This window comes from Candidatus Nitrosacidococcus sp. I8 (genome assembly GCF_945836005.1).
In the GTDB taxonomy this organism is placed as follows: Bacteria; Pseudomonadota; Gammaproteobacteria; order Nitrosococcales; family Nitrosococcaceae; genus Nitrosacidococcus.
On record NZ_OX241534.1, the window covers coordinates 602,207 to 620,868 of the forward strand.

13 protein-coding genes are annotated in these 18,662 nt (G+C 37.3%); 5 read left to right on the forward strand and 8 right to left on the reverse strand.

The features are described 5' to 3' along the window. Nucleotides 1-451 precede the first annotated feature (451 nt). From OOL07_RS03040 to OOL07_RS03055, 4 genes are all read left to right on the forward strand, one after another. Nucleotides 452-1,249: a PEP-CTERM sorting domain-containing protein gene (locus tag OOL07_RS03040; protein WP_264694951.1), complete on the forward strand. Its 798-nt coding sequence runs from the start codon at nucleotides 452-454 to the stop codon at nucleotides 1,247-1,249. Between the two features lie 176 nt (nucleotides 1,250-1,425). Continuing rightward, entirely contained in the window at nucleotides 1,426-1,806 is a 381-nt protein-coding gene (locus OOL07_RS03045; protein WP_264694952.1) for an HPF/RaiA family ribosome-associated protein, read from the forward strand. Between the two features lie 67 nt (nucleotides 1,807-1,873). Further along, a complete protein-coding gene (gene corA / locus OOL07_RS03050) occupies nucleotides 1,874-2,854 on the forward strand; it encodes a magnesium/cobalt transporter CorA (RefSeq protein ID WP_264696313.1) in 981 nt (326 codons plus the stop codon). Nucleotides 2,855-2,874: 20 nt separating this feature from the next. Further along, nucleotides 2,875-3,513 carry a DUF599 domain-containing protein gene (locus OOL07_RS03055; RefSeq protein WP_264694953.1) on the forward strand — a complete coding sequence of 213 codons (639 nt, stop codon included), beginning with the start codon at nucleotides 2,875-2,877 and terminating at the stop codon, nucleotides 3,511-3,513. Here OOL07_RS03055 and OOL07_RS03060 read toward each other — a convergent pair. The 5 genes from OOL07_RS03060 to OOL07_RS03080 all read right to left on the reverse strand — a co-directional run bounded on the left by OOL07_RS03060 (nucleotide 3,408) and on the right by OOL07_RS03080 (nucleotide 11,972). After that, nucleotides 3,408-6,701, reverse strand: a complete 3,294-nt coding sequence (locus OOL07_RS03060) for an efflux RND transporter permease subunit (RefSeq protein WP_264694954.1) — start codon at nucleotides 6,699-6,701, stop codon at nucleotides 3,408-3,410. The two genes, OOL07_RS03055 and OOL07_RS03060, sit on opposite strands and share 106 nt — an antisense overlap. 25 nt (nucleotides 6,702-6,726) lie before the next feature. After that, complete coding sequence (locus OOL07_RS03065) at nucleotides 6,727-7,944, reverse strand: efflux RND transporter periplasmic adaptor subunit (RefSeq protein WP_264694955.1); 1,218 nt, start codon at nucleotides 7,942-7,944, stop codon at nucleotides 6,727-6,729. Nucleotides 7,945-7,948: 4 nt separating this feature from the next. Beyond that, on the reverse strand, nucleotides 7,949-9,400 hold the full coding sequence (locus OOL07_RS03070; RefSeq protein ID WP_264694956.1) for a TolC family protein: 1,452 nt from the start codon (nucleotides 9,398-9,400) through the stop codon (nucleotides 7,949-7,951). Nucleotides 9,401-9,489: 89 nt separating this feature from the next. Then, nucleotides 9,490-9,999, reverse strand: coding sequence for a hypothetical protein (locus OOL07_RS03075; protein ID WP_264694957.1), 510 nt, complete (start codon nucleotides 9,997-9,999; stop codon nucleotides 9,490-9,492). 38 nt (nucleotides 10,000-10,037) lie between these two features. Next, nucleotides 10,038-11,972 carry a cytochrome c/FTR1 family iron permease gene (locus OOL07_RS03080; RefSeq protein WP_264694958.1) on the reverse strand — a complete coding sequence of 645 codons (1,935 nt, stop codon included), beginning with the start codon at nucleotides 11,970-11,972 and terminating at the stop codon, nucleotides 10,038-10,040. A gap of 211 nt (nucleotides 11,973-12,183) precedes the next feature. Between OOL07_RS03080 and OOL07_RS03085 the strand changes: the two genes are divergently transcribed. Beyond that, a complete protein-coding gene (locus tag OOL07_RS03085; protein ID WP_264694960.1) occupies nucleotides 12,184-12,591 on the forward strand; it encodes a DUF4870 domain-containing protein in 408 nt (135 codons plus the stop codon). Here OOL07_RS03085 and OOL07_RS03090 read toward each other — a convergent pair. The 3 genes from OOL07_RS03090 to OOL07_RS03100 are packed head-to-tail and all read right to left on the reverse strand — an operon-like array spanning nucleotide 12,574 to nucleotide 18,578. Further along, a complete protein-coding gene (locus OOL07_RS03090; protein ID WP_264694962.1) occupies nucleotides 12,574-15,750 on the reverse strand; it encodes an efflux RND transporter permease subunit in 3,177 nt (1,058 codons plus the stop codon). The two genes, OOL07_RS03085 and OOL07_RS03090, sit on opposite strands and share 18 nt — an antisense overlap. After that, on the reverse strand, nucleotides 15,737-17,260 hold the full coding sequence (locus tag OOL07_RS03095; RefSeq protein ID WP_264694963.1) for an efflux RND transporter periplasmic adaptor subunit: 1,524 nt from the start codon (nucleotides 17,258-17,260) through the stop codon (nucleotides 15,737-15,739). Before OOL07_RS03095 ends, OOL07_RS03090 begins: the two co-directional genes overlap by 14 nt. Before the next feature lie 13 nt (nucleotides 17,261-17,273). Next, on the reverse strand, nucleotides 17,274-18,578 hold the full coding sequence (locus OOL07_RS03100; protein WP_264694964.1) for a TolC family protein: 1,305 nt from the start codon (nucleotides 18,576-18,578) through the stop codon (nucleotides 17,274-17,276). Nucleotides 18,579-18,662 lie beyond the last annotated feature (84 nt).

Consider the following 18,662-nt stretch of genomic DNA (forward strand, 5'->3'; position numbering starts at 1 on the left):
TATAAAAACTCTAAGAGCTTTAGTCATTTTCTATTTTAATTTTTTATTTATTTTAAATTTTAGTCATAATTTTCAATTAGATATATTATCTAAGTATTTTTATATATGGTATCTGTTTTCTAATAGCCCAAAATTGATACTGACAAAAATAAGCAATCGTGCTTACCCAATAGAATATCTTTCTTAGAAGAAAGATATTAACCTCATCATTATGATGAATAATTAGATCTTATCTTAAATAAGCTCAATAATTGGCTTTTTGTTACCATGAGCGTCACTGACAAAATAGATACCTAAATATGTACTTATAGGCGCATATTATCAATAAGTTATCAATTATAATTGATAATTAAGTATGTAATTATATTGTAATATATTGTAAATGGCACGAGTGTTGCTCTATATCTCAAGTAACTTTTTATGTAACTAAATGATATAGAGGTTAATCTCAATGAAACTATCAAAAATATATACAGCACTTGCTTTTAGCACGGTACTTGCCACTAGTGCCCATGCCAATTTAATTTTAAATGGTGATTTTTCTGATGCTGGTGGTATCACTACTCCTACTCAGTTTGGTACTGCAAGCGGTAATGGCTATACAGCATCTAACTTTATTGCAAATTGGACTGGAAATGATGGCTATGAGATCTGGTACCCAAGCGCATCAGATGCGACTACCATGAATGCTACTGGACAATGGACTAGCACTGGTCAAGAAATGCTCTGGGGTCCTGTTGCTCCACCACCTAGTGGGAGTGGCTCGTTCGTAGGTCTAGATGGTGATCAGACAGCTGGTGTCCAATCTAGTATTAGCCAACAAGTCACAGGTTTAACAGCCGGCCAACAATATACCCTAACTTTTGATTGGGGTGCAGCTCAAATGCAAAGCCGTACCGGTGGTACCACAGAATTTCTACAAGTTTCTTTTGGTGATGATACACAATACACTGGTACTAATGGTGCACAAAGCACTATTCCTACAGGTAATGATCTTTTAAACAACGCTTCTGAGGGCTTTACTGGTTGGCAGTCTGCAACTATGACCTTTACCGCAACTGCAACAAGCCAAGCCTTAACATTTCTTTCTGTCGGTACCCCAAGTGGGCTTCCTCCTATGGCATTACTCACCAATGTATCTATGGTAGCTAATCCTAGCGTGCCAGAGCCTTCTATGATGATGCTATTTGGTACAGGATTGTTTGGATTAGCTTTCATAAGCCGCCGCTGTGCTGTTACGCTAGGGTAGAAATCTTTATTATTTTTTCATAAATTAATCCTCACATTTATAAGGGCGTAGTAATATGCCCTTTTTTTATGGTGAAATTTCAGTAGATAAGAAATAATTATTCTCTTATGATATTCCCACTATTAGGAAGGTTAGATAGTATATAAAGATTTAAATTAAAAATTGGAGCGTAATGAATGAAATTACCATTAGAGGTAACTTTTCGTGATACTGAATATTCACCTGCGGTGGAAGAAAATATAAAAGAACAGGCAGATAAACTACACCAATTCTATGAGGAAATTATTCGCTGTCATGTGATTGTAGAAAAAGGGGATAAACACCACAATCATGGCAATATCTACCATGTAAGGATAGATTTGACTATTCCGGGAAAAGAGCTTGTGGTCAGTCGTGAGCCTGAAAAGAATCATGCCCATGAAGATGTCTATATTGCTATTCGAGATTCTTTTCGAGCGATGCGCCGCCAACTAGAAGATCATGTACGCCGCCAGCGGGATCAGGGAAAGCATAGCAAAATATTACCTGATGAAGACGAGCAAGATAAATCTTCCTGATAATTTATCCTAATCTTTTAGGGTTAATTTTCTATTTGGGGCGCCTGTAAATCTGCAATCTATTCAAATTACCCACTATACGAAATCTCATCTTAAAATGCAGGAGTTTTCTGAGGTATCTGAATGCCAAGGAAAAATTCTTGAATCTGAGAATGTTTGGGTTCATATCCAAGATTTAGCAGATTATAAAACTTTATTGCACCTTGCGGCATTGTTTAATATTCATCCGTTAGCGGTAGAAGATATTTTTAAAAAAGAACAGCGTCCCAAAATAGAGCCCTATGAAGAGCAATTATTTATTGTTCTAGGATTACCTACTATTGAAGACAATACTTTAAAAATTAGAAGAGTAGGGTTATTTCTAGGAAAAAACTATTTAATCAGTTTTTGTGATGGGGTAAATAACCCCTTTACAACACTTCAAAAAAAATTACACAAAAAAAACAATACGATTCAAGCACACAGTATCGATTATCTTTTTTATACCTTGGTTGACTCTGTAATCGATCAGGGTTTTCCTTTGTTAGAGAGTAAAGGAGAAGAGGTTGAGAACTTAGAAGAAATTTTATTATTCCAGCCTACCCGAACTGAATTGACTCACATACATCGATTAAAGCGAGAATTATTACATTTACGACGAATATTTTGGCCACAAAGGGAAGTGGTTAACGCATTGTTACATATGGAAAGTGATTTAATTAGATCAGATACCCAAATATATCTTCGAGATTGCTATGATCATAGTATCCAGCTCATGGAACTATTGGAGACTTATCGAGATATGGCAGGAAATATGCTCGATCTGTATCTCTCTAGCATCAGTAATCATACCAATGAGATTATGCGAGTACTGACTATCATTTCCACCATCTTTATTCCATTAACGTTTATTGTGGGAGTTTATGGGATGAATTTTGAGTCAAACAATCATAATCCTTGGGCAATGCCAGAATTAAGATGGCATTATGGCTATCCGATAGTGTGGCTAGTCATGATTTCTATTGTGATTGGATTACTAGTATTTTTTAAAAAGCGTAAATGGTTCTAACTTACTTTAAGTAAAAAACCATGATGTCTTACTGGGATTATGGGTTTACTGTACTCGCAGCGATTATATTAAGCGGTTACCATATTTGGCTTCTTTGGAAAACTCGTCATCAGCCCTTATCTACCGCTATTGGGCTATCTCGCAGGATTCGTAAAATATGGGTTAAGCAAATTATCGCTGAAAATCAAGCGTTACTTGCTATTCAAACCCTTAGAAATTGGACGATGGCAGCCACTTTATTGTCCTCTACTGCAATTTTAATTGCATTGGGAATTTTAAATGTAGCTTTTATGACAAAAGGTCAGCCTGATCTTGCGAAAATCATAGACTATTTTGGCTATTCTAGTAATCGATTTTGGTTTTTAAAATTAGTCACTTTAAGCAGCAATTTTTTCTTTGCTTTTTTTAATTTTATCTTGGCTATTCGTTACTATAATCATGTAGGTTTTATTATTACAGTCTCTGGGCATCAAGAATCAGGTATTAGTGTGGAATCTGTAATAAAGATCTTTCAGAGAGGAGCGGATCATTACACTTTAGGCATGCGAGGTTATTACTTCTCTATTCCATTATCTCTATGGTTATTTGGATCAATATGGCTATTTGTAGGTTCACTGCTATTAATTGCTATACTCTTTAGACTAGATCGATTTGAGTAAGCCCAAGCATAAAAAGTAGGTAAAAGTAATAAAGTAAGTATAGTAGAGGAAAGAATTCCTCCAATCACTACGGTAGCTAAGGGACGCTGTACTTCAGCACCTGCACTAACCGCTAATGCCATAGGGATAAAGCCTAAGGAAGCGACTAGTGCTGTCATAAGCACTGGGCGAAGGCGGGTAAGTGCACCATGATAAACAGCATCTTCTAGTGATAATCCATCTTCTTTATAGAGTTTATTAATAAATGCTACCATCACTAGACCATTAAGAACAGCTACCCCAGAGAGGGCGATAAAACCTACTCCAGCAGAGATGGATAAGTTAATCCCTCGTAGCCAAAGTGAAACTATTCCACCCGTGAGTGCAAAGGGAATCCCGGTAAAGACTAATAAACCATCTTTAAAGTTACCAAAAGTGCTATATAGTAGAAAAAATACAAGGAGGAGTGCGACAGGAATCACAATAGTAAGCCGTTTTGCCGCTGCGATCATCAACTCGAAATTACCTCCCCAAGTTACCCAATAACCTGCAGGAATTTTCATTTTAGCTTTAATTTTTTCTTGTGCCTCCGCCACGACTGAACCCATATCTCGACCCCGAACATTAAAAGTGGCAACGATTAATCGCTTAGTATCCTCTCGGGAAATCTGGTTTGGTCCTGCATGAATATCTATTTCTGCCACTGAACTTAAAGGAATATAGCTCACTCCATCGTTATCCTGAATATTAAAGTCAGTTTTTCCAAGACTTAAACTAAATCCTGAAAAGGGTTGAGAAATCTCTGAAGAAGAAACAGGGTTTATAGGCAAGGGAATAGGCAAACGACTTAGATCAGAAATATCTTGTCGATATTGCTCTGGTAGTCGTACAACTAGATTAAAGCGTCGATCTCCTAAATAAATTTTCCCAGCGATTACTCCACCAGTTGCCGCTTGAACAAGATTTTGAATATCTGCTTTATTGAGTCCATAGCGAGCTAAATTTCGTTGATTCATTTTTATATTCAAAATAGGTAACCCCGTCACCTGCTCTACCCGTACGTCTGAAGCACCCGGTATAGTTTTAACAATTGCTGCAATACGATCAGCCGTCTCTAATAGTATTGAGCGATCCTCTCCAAATACCTTGATAGCTACATCTGCCTTTACCCCAGATAGCAACATATTCATCCGATCTTGAATTGGCTGGCTATATTCATGAAATGCAGCACCTGGAAGAGCATCTACTTTTTTAGCTATGGTATCAACTAAATCTTGTTTAAGAAGCTTTGGATTTGGCCACTCTTCTCGAGGTTTTAACATCACATAAGTATCACTTCGCTCAGGACCCATAACTTCAGTGGCTATTGCAGGGGTACCAATTCTAGCAGCAACGGTTTTTACTTCAGGAAATGACAATAATAATTTTTCTAAATCCTTTTCCATCTCAATAGATTGACTCAAGCTGGTGCCGGGCATTCGAATATTGGCAATTAACATATCCCCTTCATCTAGGCTAGGTACAAATTCAGTGCCTACTCGAGTCACTAATAAACCGCTTAAAATCACGGTAACGAGAGCAATAACTACCATGAGGGATCTGTTTTCAAGGGAAAATTTGAGTACGGGTACATAAGCTTTTTTTGCTATGCTCATAAAGAAATTTTCTTTCTCCGAAACCCATTGTCCAATAAAAAGAGCGATAGCTGCAGGTACAAAAGTAATTGAAAAAATCATAGCCCCTAAAAGAGCGATAATTACTGTCTGTGCCATGGGATGAAACATTTTACCTTCCACCCCAGTGAGGGCAAAAATCGGAATGTATACCACCATAATAATCATCTGCCCAAATAGCAATGCCCGTCGTGCTTCTTCAGAAGATTTATAAACTGATTCCATACGCTCAGCTAAGGTTAATGGACGCTTTAACCGATGTTGCTCCTCTGCTAAATGGCGGACGCTATTCTCTACAATGACCACTGCCCCATCCACAATCACCCCAAAGTCGATTGCCCCTAAACTCAACAAATTAGCACTGATTCCGCCAATAGTCATTCCAGAAATAGTGAACAATAAAGAAAGAGGAATAACTGTAGCAGCAATGAGAGCAGCACGGACATTACCAAGCAGTAAAGTTAAGATAATAATAACAAGTGCAGCACCCTCAAGCAGATTATGAGATACAGTATTAATTGCATTATCGATTAGCATAGTGCGATCATAAAAAGGCTCTGTTTCCACCCCTTTAGGTAAGGAATAATCTATTTCCAATAGCTTTTTTCTTGTTGCGTGGGCAACATCATGGCTATTTTTACCCATCAGCATCATAGCAATGCCTATTACTGCTTCTTTACCATCTTTGGTTGCTGCCCCAGTACGCAGCTCCTTGCCTAGTAATACTGTAGCAATATCTTTAATAAGAATTGGAATCCCTTGAGAAAGCTCTACTTGAATATGACTAATTTCATCCAAAGTATGTACTCGCCCAGGTACCCGAATAAGATATTGTTCTCCTCTATGTTCAATATATCCTGCCCCTATATTATTGTTATTATTAGTAAGTGCCAAGATTACATCCTGAAAACTTAGCCCATAGGCAACTAATTTCTTGGGATCGGGAGTCACATGATATTCTTTCTGATAGCCGCCCATACTATTTACTTCTACCAATCCTGGAGTAGTCAGTAATTGCGGGCTAATTACCCAATCTAGTAGGGTACGTAAATCGGTAATATTATAAGAAGAGCCATTTGGCTTGTGAGCATCAGGTGTAGTCTTTAAGGACCATAAGAATATTTCCCCTAGCCCAGTAGAAATAGGACCAATGCGAGGTACGATTCCAGGAGGTAAATTTGCTGTAGCAGCTTGAATACGCTCATTAATTTGCTGGCGTGCAAAATAAACATCTGTGCCATCTTCAAAAATGGTCGTTACCTGCGATAGACCATACTTTGAGATAGAACGTATTTTTTCAAGCCGAGGAGCTCCTAGCATTGCTAACTCTACCGGAAAAGTAATTAATTCTTCAGTTTCTAAGGGGGAATAACCTGGGGCATTAGTAGCAACCATCACTTGGACGTTACTAATATCAGGTACTGCACTAATCGGTAGATGCTGGAAACTAAAAACGCCAAAAGCACTAAGCGCAAAAACAACAGCGATGACTAACCATCTTTGCTGGAGTGAGAAATTTAATAGGTAGGAGAACATTGTTTAGATTTCTTGATTTATAGTATTATTCAGCAGCATCCATAGTATCGAACTTATTTAACTCGGATTTAAGAATAAAACTATTACTAGCGACATAGGACTCACCGGCAGAGAGGCCCTCTCGTACTTCAACCCATTGATCGTCCTTTACGCCTAAAACTACTGATCGTGCTTCAAATTGATCTCCATCATGTTGGACAAAAATGATTGGATGATCTTGATAGGTTTGTATTGCACCACGATCCACAGCCACAGGAGTTTGATTTTCTTTATGAGATATTTTGGCATTTATAAATAAACCAGGATACCAATAACCTTCAGGGTTAGGGATTTGCACATAGGCTGTTGTTGAACGTGTTTTTTGCCCTACTAAGGGGGCAATATAAAAAACAGTACCAGTAGTAGTAAATCCCGCATCTGTAGCTTCAATCATCACTGAATGACCGATTTGAATATCTTTCAAGTCTCTGGTGTATATTGTGATTTCTCCCCAAACGGTAGAAAGATCGGCAATAGAGAATACTATTGAGGTAGAGCTAGCAGACTCGCCCAATACAAGATTTTGTTGAATAACCTCTCCATCGAAAGGTGCTCGCAGCTCATAGCGATTATAAGGAATATTAGAATCCAAGACTTGGTCTTTAGGAATGCCTAGAGCAAGGAGTTTTTGAGTTGCTGCCTCTACTAAAATTTTTGCTTTCTGTAGTTCAATTTTTGCTGCTAAATAGTCCTGTTTTGCAGAAACTTTTTCTTTCCATAAAATTTCCTCTCGCTCTGCGATTACTTTAGCAAAATCTAGCTGACGTAACGCTACAAAGTATTGGCTTCTTAGATCTGCCAATGTTTGGCTTTCTAAAATAGCTAGAATCTCATCTTTTATTACTTTATCGCCTATAAATTTATAGACTTTAGTTGCTATTCCATCCACCCGAGAGACTACATCAGATACTTTTTTAGGGTTAAGTTCGATTTCCCCAGGGAGAGTTAAGATGGACTGAATTATTACAGGACCAGCAGTCTTTATTTGAATACCTATTTTCTGTTGTGTTTCTGCAGTAATATGTATAGAAGGGTAATTACTATTTGTCCCTTGTTCTTTTTGAGAATCTTTTTTAAAATCCTCTATTTTTTGTTGATCATACACAGAATCTGAAGGAGATCCTGATCTTAATATAAGCACTCCAAGGATGATACCTACTCCAATTACGCTTAATATTGCAACATACTTGGTATTATATTTCATAGAACTACCCTCCAAGATTCATGGCTGCTTCAAGTCGATCTCCAATAAGTCGTTCTACCTCTGCGACAGATTGATGATATTCAGTAAGTGCCTGTAAATATTGGGCTTTAGAATCAAAAAGAGTTTGTTGGGCATTAAGCACACTGAGAAAATCAAATTTACCTAGACTAAACCCTCTAGTAGCTGCATCAAAAGCACTTTGTGCCCCTGGGACAGTTTGAGTATTTAAAATAATTGCCTCTGCTCGAGCGCTGGCTAATTGTTGATAGGCAGTACTCAAATCAGAAACAATCTGTACTCGAGCAGCATATTGGGCATCTTCAGCTTTAGCTAAACGATGGTATGCTGCTAAAATATTCCCCTGATTACGATCAAATATAGTTAAAGGCACTGAAATTCCAGCAGCAAGCCCGTGTACATTTCTACTCATTCCTTGCCCTGGGGTAGGATAAAGTATATCTCCTATACTCACAGTAATATCTGGAATTGCCTCACTTTTTTCTAAATCAACGATAGCTTTCCTCTGAGTAAGTTCAGTAGCCCAGCGAGCAAGATCAGGATTTTGATGAATCAACTGAGTTAATTGTTCTAAAGAAGGAATAGGAGCAATTTTTCCAAACTGACCTATAATTCTTTCAAATTTAGGATCAGTACTTCCCCAAAGTGCTGCTAATCGCTTTTTAGATGCATTAAAATCCTGTGTTGCGTGAATTAGTGTTATTCGTACAGAAGATAGAGCCACTCGAGCTTTAGTTTCTTCGACAGGCGAGGTTTTTCCTCTTTCAACTCGCTTAGAAACAACATAAACCACTTGTTCAGCAAGTTGCATTAACTGTTTTACAAGATCCAATTTTTCTTGAGCGTTGAGCATGGCAGTAAAATTTTTAGAGGCTTGAGTTAATACATTCATTCGCTGCACTTCATAATCCCAAGTGGCAAGATCCCGAGTAAGGTTAGCTGCAATCACTCGCTTCATCCGTTTTCCCCCAAGGAGGATAACTTGACTTAAACTACTAATAATTTGGGGACCATCTCCAAATTGTAGGAGCTGATCGTTAGCAAGATCTTCTGAGTCGAAGTGCAACTCTGGATTTGGTAATAAACCTGCTTGAATAATTTCTGCCTCTCTTGCTCGAATTTCTTTTGAAAATACAGAAAGCTGTGGATTATTCATAAGTACAGAAGCCAATGTTTGAGATAAAGTAATATTTCCTATTGGCTCATTAATTATAAAACTAGAATCTTCCTGTAAATTTTTTTTAATGTCTTGAGCTAGGGGCGTTTTAATTATCTCCCTCTCATTAATGACTTCCTGATCCCTTACGGAAGCTAACCCAATTTTGGGGAATCGGGAACTATAATACGCACCACACCCAGTTAAGGTAGATATAAAAATAAATTCTATAAATAGTAAGATAGAGATTTTTTTAGTAAGCATTTCTATGCTTTCACTCAAAACCATATAAAGTTCTAGATTTGAATTTAGAGGTACTTAGAAAGTACACGTTATTGATTATACTTAGGTAGACAAAGTTTATTTTCAATCTAAATCTGTAATACTGTAGTAGCAAGATGTGGAGGAGTTAAGGAAATCTTTAGAGATTTTTTCCTAAAAAAACTAGTAAATAAATATTTAGTTGGATAGATAATAAATACTAATGGAGTGATTGCAGCAAAAAATACCGTAATTGCTTTAGTAGGGTTAAAACTAGATATTTTATCTACTTCTAAAAAGGGTGATTTATCTAAAGGAATATAAAAAATATGGTCTGGATCTTCTTGCTTGTTTTCATCTACAAATACATTAATTAATTTATCTAATAAATCTTGCTCTAAATTAATGGATGAAGAAGCTAGTTCACGCTGATCGTAATGACCAGGATGATGTAGAGAAATTTCTAAATGATTATTTTGCTGAGTTACAAATAATTGATGAGAATCACCAAGTGTTGCTATAAATAAGGGTAATACTTGGGCATTTACTAGCCAGCTTATCAGATAAACAAATAGGCATATTTTGCTAATTACTTGTTTTTTATTTTTACTAAATAACATGGCTAGTAATGATGGTGAGTACTTAATGAGTATCTTTATTATTGAGCGGCTTTATCGTTTTGTACCATTCGATTTTGATAGAAAAATCCTAAGAAAATAAGTGCTAATATTACTCCTTGGAGACTCAGCCCCTGCCAGCTTGGATATATGCCTAAAAGCGGAATGGTTGGGAAAGATACTGAATCTAGGGAGACCCAACCTGCTTCTTGTAATGCACTGATACCTTTACCAGCTAATACTACAGCGAGTAAAGCAAGAATAGCTGAGGTGCTACTAAAAAATAGCTTTAAGGGTAGGCGAATGCTTGAGTAAAAAATAATACTGCTTAAAATAATAAGCAACCCAGTACCTGCAATAAAGCCCCATAGTACCGCACTTTTTCCCGTAGCACCTACTTGAGTAAGGAGTGCTTCGTAGAATAATACAGTTTCAAATGCTTCTCGATATACTGCAAGAAAGGATAAAGAAGCCAGTGCCCAAAGGGTTCTTTGGTTTAAAGCTCCTTGCACTTGTTTAGAAATAAAACGCTGCCAACCATCTGCATAAGTTTTACTATGAAGCCAAAATCCTACATAAAGTAGAATAATCATAGCAATGAGTGCTGCGATCCCTTCAGTAACTTCACGGCTTGCTCCACTAATTTTGATAAAATGGGTAGCTGCCAACCATGTAAGTCCACCAAAGATTAAGGCAATGATCCAGCCAGCATGAACATAAACCAATCCATCTCGCCTTTGGGTACGGATAAGCACAGAGAGTAGAGCACCAATGACTAATACCGCTTCTAATCCTTCTCGAACAATGATAGTTAAAGCGCTTAAAACAACAGCGGTAGTAGAGAACTCTGTCTCTTGTAGGCGCTGCTGGGTTTTCTCTAGTAGATGATATAAAGACTCATATTGTTGCTCTAACGTATCTAAAGATACTTTCTTATGAATCATCTGGCGATAGGCCATCATTTCTTGTTCAACTTGGATTCTAAGCTGGGAGTTGATGGCATCTAAATTATTTTCGATTAACTCAAACCCTTCTAAATAGGCTTCAATAGCCAATTGCTGTGCTTTAGGGTAGTTATTTTGTTGGTAAGCCTCAAGGCTTTGTTTCAGGCGTTGTTGGCTAAATTCTAATGGAGATTGACCACGATTAATTTGGCTAGGATCACTGCGTAAATAAGCTAAAACACTCTGAGCTTGTTCCCCATACTGAGTTTTTATTTCCTTTGGGGTCTGGCTAGTTAAGATTTGTAGATTAGTAAAAATCTCTTTACTTATTCCTTGTTGCCAAAGAGTTTTTCCATTAACTCTTTCTTTCTCAGTAGCTGAAAATGTGCTGACAAAAAATGCGATAGCCCAGCGTTGATCCTCGCTTAAATTCTCTTGAAAACTAGGCATAGCCGTTCCTGATACTCCTAAAGTTAGGGTATTAAATAGGCTATAGATACTACGTTGATCTTGGCGAATCTTGTCTCTGAAATCGGTAGGTTGCGGATCTAAGTTTTCAGCATTAGGACCTTTTCCATTCCCACTTACCCCATGGCAACTGGTACAGTGTTCCTGATATAGAGTTTTTCCTATCGCAATATCAGGTATATTTTTAGGAGCAATCTCAAGATGATAGGCTTGAATAAGATCATCATGGATTTTATTAGCTATTGTGGTGATAGCTTCTCCAGATTCTTTATTGTTTATTTGAATCACTAGCTTTTGTGCTTGTTGTAGAAGAATATCTTTTTCAGGATTATCAGGGAGGGTTTTTAAAGTTTTTACAACGGTTTGGGAAAATTCCTGTTGCTCTTGATACTCCTGATCATCTAGTACTTGTTCATTTTGAACAAAGGTAGGGTAATCTACACTAATGTAATCCAACATATGCAGAGCATTTTGAGCGGGTTGGTTTAACGCTCCATAGCTAATAATGCTATAGCTAAGTAACCCTAGCCAAAAAATTGGGTATGTGAAAAACCTACACTGCATAGTAACTCCTCATTTCTGAATAAAGATTGATCCATCCTTTTTTTAGGATTTTAATCTTAAATATTAAGTTAACTTAATTAGATTAATTAAATATGAATAATAATTACCATTATTTTTAATTTATCGTGGAGGAAAAATACAAAATACTATAAGTAGATATAATGGTAAGTATCTTAAATTATAAATAGATAAGCTAGTAGGTGATACTGCTATGGATAATATGAATGTGGCTATAAGTAATAACACGCCAAACCCTGAGGAACGATTATGGGCAACTTTGGCTCATTTATCTTCATTTCTTGGTGGATTGCTTACGAGTCCTACCGCAGGATGGGGTTGTTTTGTAGGTCCTTTGATCGTGTGGCTGATTAAGCGTAACACGATGCCCTTTGTAGATGATCAGGGAAAAGAATCTTTTAACTTTAATATTACTTTAGGTATTTTTTCTTTAGCCTTATTTTTACTCGTTACCATCACTTTTGGTTTGGGTTTGATTATTGCGATACCTTTATGGGTAATGCTGGCAATTTATTGGTTAGTCTTTACTATTATTGCCTCTTTTAAAGCCAATCAAGGAGAGCAATATCGTTATCCTCTAACTTTAAGAATTTTTCACTGAGTTTTTTATCTCTTGCCCTTTCCAAATAGAAAAAATTGCAGGAAATACAATTAATACTGTTACAAAAGAAACAATAACACCACCTATCATGGGAGCGGCAATTCGTTGCATCACTTCAGATCCTGTACCTTGGGTATACATGATAGGAATAAGCCCTATAAAAAGGGCAAAACCAGTCATAAGTTTAGGTCTAAGCCGCTTTGCTGCTCCATCTACAATTGAATCAATAAGGTCAGTCCAGTTATTTAACTTTCCCTTATCCCAATAATTTTGATAAGAAATATTAAGATAGAGCATCATTAATATTCCTAACTCAATTGCTAGACCTGCTGAAGCAATCATGCCTATGGCAACTGCTACACTTAATTTATAGTGAAGCCAAACAACAATACCCACACTGCCTAGTAAAGAAAAAGGTAAAATCCCCATAATAATAAACGTCTCTGTCAAAGATTTCCTATGGAGATAGAGCATAAAGAAAATAATCGTAAGGGTAAGAGGCACAAGTAAAGAAAGGCTTTTCTTGGCATGGGTATAGTGCTCAAATTGACCTGCCCATACCAAATGATAGCCGGTAGGGATAGATACTCTATTGCCAATAATTTCTTTAGCTTTTTCTACATAATCTACAATACCAATATCATCTGCTACATTTATAGTAATCGTGCTGATTAGCTGAGCGTTTTCACTATAAATAGTTGCTGGTCCAGTGCGAAATTGAATATCTGCCACTTGGGAAATAGGAATTTTGGCCCCATTTGGGGTATCAATCAGGGTTCGTTGAAGAGTTTGGAGATGATCTCGATAGGATCGTTCATAGCGTACTAAAATATTGTATCGCTCACGACCTTCTACCGTTTGGGAGACTACTTTACCGCCAATACCCGTAGCAATCACACTTTCCACATCAGCTACATTGAGTCCAAAGCGGGCTGCCTTAACCCGATCAATATCAAAGTCTATAAAATACCCCTCAGTGGCACGCTCTGCAAAAGCATTACGAGTGTAAGGCTGAATACGAGAATCGGTTTTTAAAACTTGCTCAATTTCAGTAGTAATTTGCTGAATTATGTTTAAATCAGAGCCAAAAACTTTAATGCCAAGCGGAGAGCGAATTCCCGTAGTGAGCATTTCAATTCTCGTTTGAATAGGCATCCACCAAATATTAGCCATCCCAGGAAATGCCATTGCTTGATCCATTTTTTGAATTAGCTTATCCCAAGTCATTCCTTGTGACCACTGATCTTGAGGTTTCAATTGAATATTAATTTCAAACATAGAAAGGGGGGCAGAGTCTGTAGGACTAGTAGATCGTCCTGTCTTTCCGAACACCTGCGCTATTTCTGGAAATTGACTCAGCACTCGATCCATAGTTTGTAGAGTTTGGGTAGCTACCTGCATAGACATCCCCGGTACTGAGGTGGGCATATATAAAATAGCTCCTTCATTTAAAGGAGGCATAAACTCTGTATCTAGGGATTGAGATAAAGGCACAATAGCAATTAAGCTAATCCCAGTTATGCTTATAACTATCCATCTTAATTTCACTATCTCTCGAATGAGAAAGGCATAGCCTGTGATTAACCATTGATTTAACCAATCCTGCTTATTAGGAATATACCCTTTTATTACTAATACCGCTAAAGCAGGAATTAGAGTAATGGATAACAGTGCAGCAAAAAACATGGCATAGCTTTTGGTAAAAGCTAAAGGCTTAAAAAGCCGTCCTTCCATCCCTTGAAGTGCAAAAATAGGAGTAAAGGAAACAGTAATAATAAGTAAGGCAAAAAAAATACTTGGACCTACTTCCTGCAAAGCATTAATAATCACTTGGGTACGTGTTGGATTTTTTTTAGCACTATTTTGCCATTGACCTAAATGACGATGCACATTTTCAATCATGGCAATCGCACCATCTACCATAGCCCCAATAGCCACCGCAATCCCTCCTAAAGACATAATATTGGCAGTAAGATTTTGATAATACATAGGAATAAACCCTAACAATACAGCAATAGGTAGGGTAATGATCACTACTAATGCAGAAGGCACATGGAGTAAAAAAACAATAATTACTAGCGAGACAATAGCTATCTCTTTAATCAAGGTATGATTTAAGGTATTTACTGCTCGATTAATCAGCTCAGATCGATCATAGATAGAGATAATTTCAATTTCTTTAGGTAAGTTTTTTTTAATTTCCTCTATTTTTTGCTTTACCCCCTTAATCACATTAAGAGCGTTTTCTCCATAACGCATAATGACAATGCCACCTACGGTAACTCCTTCTCCGTTTAAATCTGCTTGCCCTATCTGATAGGCTGGTCCTAAATGCACCCTAGCTACTTGATTTAAGGTAGTAGGAATATTTTCTTTATCTATTGCTAAAACCGTTTTTTTTAAATCCTCAATAGAGTGAATATATCCTCGACTACGGATGAGTTGTCGAGTGCCACTTATTTCAAGTACTCGTCCACCTACTTCCTGATTTGAATCTCGTACTGCATTGATTACTCTATTTAAAGGGATACTGAAGGCAGCTAATTTATTAGGGTCAATATCCACTTGATATTCTTTTTCATAACCTCCAATGGAAGCTATTTCTGCTACACCATTTACTGAAGCAAGAGCATAACGAAGGTTAAAATCTTGAAGGCTACGTAGCTCCGAAAGATCGTGAGTGCCACTAGTATCTCTTAATGCGTATTGATATACCCAACCAATCCCTGTCGCATCTGGTCCCAAAGTAGGCTGTACATTTTTAGGGAGCTTTGCTTGAGTGGTATTTAGGTATTCTAATACTCGAGATCTTGCCCAATATATATCTGTATTTTCTTCAAAAATAACGTAGATAAAAGAATACCCTTCCATGCTCTGCCCCCGTACATAGCTGACTTTAGGAGCGGAAAGAAATAGAGTAGTAAGAGGGTAGGTAATTTGATCTTCAACTAAATCTGGGCTTTGTCCCTCCCATTGAGTGTAAACAATGACTTGAGTTTCAGAAAGATCAGGAAGTGCATCTAAAGGAGCATGGATAAGAGAGTGATAGCCTAAAAAAGTCACTAAAGTTGTTACTATTAGGGTAGAGAGCCAATTTTCTCCACACCAAGCAATGATTCTTTGGATCATTATGTTCTGAAGGATTTTACCACTGCTCAAGACCTGCTTTTAATTGAGTTTCTGAGGAAATAAGAAAATTTCCAGAGCTGATAATTGAGTCTCCATCTTTTAACCCTGTGAGTATTTCAATATAATCTTTATTAGATTGACCTGTTTTTACTTCGACGGGAGCTAATTGCCCATCGTCTAGATCTCTAAATACAATCTGATGATTGCCAGAGAAAAGTATTGCACTCTCAGGAACAGTTAAACGATTTCCTAAATTAGCAAGAATATTAACCTGAGCATACATACCCGGTTTTAAAATTCCTTCAGGATTATCTAATACTAAGCGTACTTTTCCCGTACGGGCGTTTTCTTGAAGATAAGGATAAATATAATCAATGTATCCTTGAAACTCTCGATTAGGTAAGTAGGGAAAGGTGATTAACGCAGGAGTATTTTTTTGAATTAAAGGAATTTCATCTTCGTAGATTTCAGCTTCTATCCAAACTTTAGAAAGATCAGCAATCCGCATTAATAACTTACCAGCTTGCTGCGATGTCCCCTCAACAATATTTTTTTCTATAATTACACCAGAATGGGAGGCATGGATAGAGACGTAATCATTAGGTATACCTCGTTGTGCCAAGGCTTTTATTTCCTCAGATTCTATATTCCATAATGAAAGCCGTTTGTGTGCTGCATTTAATAGTGTTTTAGTAGATAACTCATTGTGATGAGGTATTTGGCGTTTCAGATCTAAATATTCTTGCTGGGCAGTGAGTAATTCAGGGCTATAAATAGTAAATAAGGGTGTATTTTTTTCAACTGGAATACCTATATAATTTGCATATACTTTTCCAATCCAAGCATCAACTTTTAAGGTAATATCAGTGAGGGTAGTTTCATCATAAGTTACTTGGCCTAAAGCTCGGATAGTACGAATTAAAGGGCGATATTCAGCTTTAGTTGTTTTTACCCCAATGAGTTGACGGCGATGAGGGTCTATAATAATCGCACTAGATTTTTGTTGCTCCATTTTCATCCCCTCCATGCCTTCCATGCCTTCCATGCCTTCCATTTTATGCTTTTTTTCAGTAAGGGATGCACCTGAAATTAAAGTAAGACCCGATCGACCCGTTGTCATATCAAAACGTAATTTAGTGTGCTCTCTCTGGGTACTAATTTCTAAGCTAAGAGGCCAATTCCCCTCCATAGGGATTTTAAATATACCCTTATATAGCCCTGAATTGATCTCGTGAATAGATATGGGTATTTGCATACTTGCCATAGATCCCATTGCCGGCATTTGGGCTTTTGCTTTAATCACACTGTAGCTAATAGATTTATACTTTTTATCCTGTATCGTAATGGTGAGTGTATTTTCTCCTACGATGGGAGTTTGTGGATTAAGATCGATACCAACAAGTAATGATCCAGAGTGATATTTTTGTAGAATGGAAGGTGAAGCTAGGTTTATTTGGTAATTTTTAAAAGAGAAGCCCTTCCATATTATTAGTACAGCCAAGATGGTCAATACTAACCATATAGCAATATTTCTTACCATAAAATATTGCTAGCTAGTCTTTAGCGGTTGCTACTGTGTTTGTCTCTATCAGTATAGGTAAGGGTACGCCTAACCAATACTCCAGATTCGCTAAACTACGTATATAATCTGCATCTGCTCGGGCTAATTCATCAGCAGTACGTAGTTGTTCGTTTTCCGCATCAACCACTGTTGAGAATAACCCTGCACCAGTACGATAATTGGCTTGGGCTGTTTTAAGATTACTTTCAGTAAGGGGAAGAAGCTGATTGGTATAGAGTTGAATAACTTGCTGAGCCTCTTCTGTAGCAGCTTGGCTAATTTCTAGCTGACCAAGTAAGCGTTCTTTCTCATCAGTAAGTTGCCACCTTGCTCGATTAAGATCAGCTTGAGCTGCATCTAAAGCAGCACCTCTTTTATTACCATAATTAATAGGAAGATTAACTCCTAAACCGACACTCCATCGTTGGCTAGGTTCTGCCCAAAAATTATTATAGCCGGCTATCGCCTGAAAATCTGGATAAAAATCTTTTTCAGCTAATCCTTTTTGTGCCTCTATTCTGGTAATCTGTGCATAAATTCGTAAAATTTCAGGATGCTGTTCACGGAAAGACGATTGTTGAAGTTGATTTAGTATGGTTAATTCACTTAAACCATGAAGATCAGTGGGTGATGGGATAGAGGTTTCTACTGGACGGTTTAATAACACATTAATCCGAGCTTGAGTTTCCCGTAATTTGCGTTGTAGGGTAGCTGCTTTTACTTTAAGTCGAGCTTGAGCCATCTGTGCTTGTAAAAAATCTTTTTGTTCTGATTTCCCTGCTCTATATTGATATTCATTGACCTGCTGTAGAGTTTTAAACAATTTTTGATGTTTTTTATTAATACCAAGTGCTTTGTGTACATAGAACCATTCAGCATATAGAGTTTTAGCTGCGGTTGCCATTTGTAAGCGTAGGACATTTTCATCTGTAATAGCTTCCTGAGCTTGTTCCTCTGCAACCTGTTTGCGAAGTGCTAATTTACCTGGCCAAGGAAGGGATTGGCTAAACTCAATTTTCTGGCTAAATCTTTGATGATTACCTAGGGTGGCAGGTGCTGTATAGTAACTTAATGTTGGGTCGTCTAAATTGCCAGAAGGAATAATACGATAATTTGCTGCGGTCACTGCTGCTTGTTGTGCCTTGATTCCTGGATTATGAGAAAGCACTAACTCTACAAGCTGGGTAATGGTGATACTCTCTGATAACCCTTCCTGTAAAGCGTATAGGGGATGAGCAATTAGTTGAGCAAATATTCCTATTGCTAATATTAAAAAAATAGGGCTTTTGGGGACCATAAAATCCAATAGAAATTTTGTAATTATCTGAATAAAGATAGAACAATAGGACCAAAATAGCAAAATAGATGAATGGATTTCTAG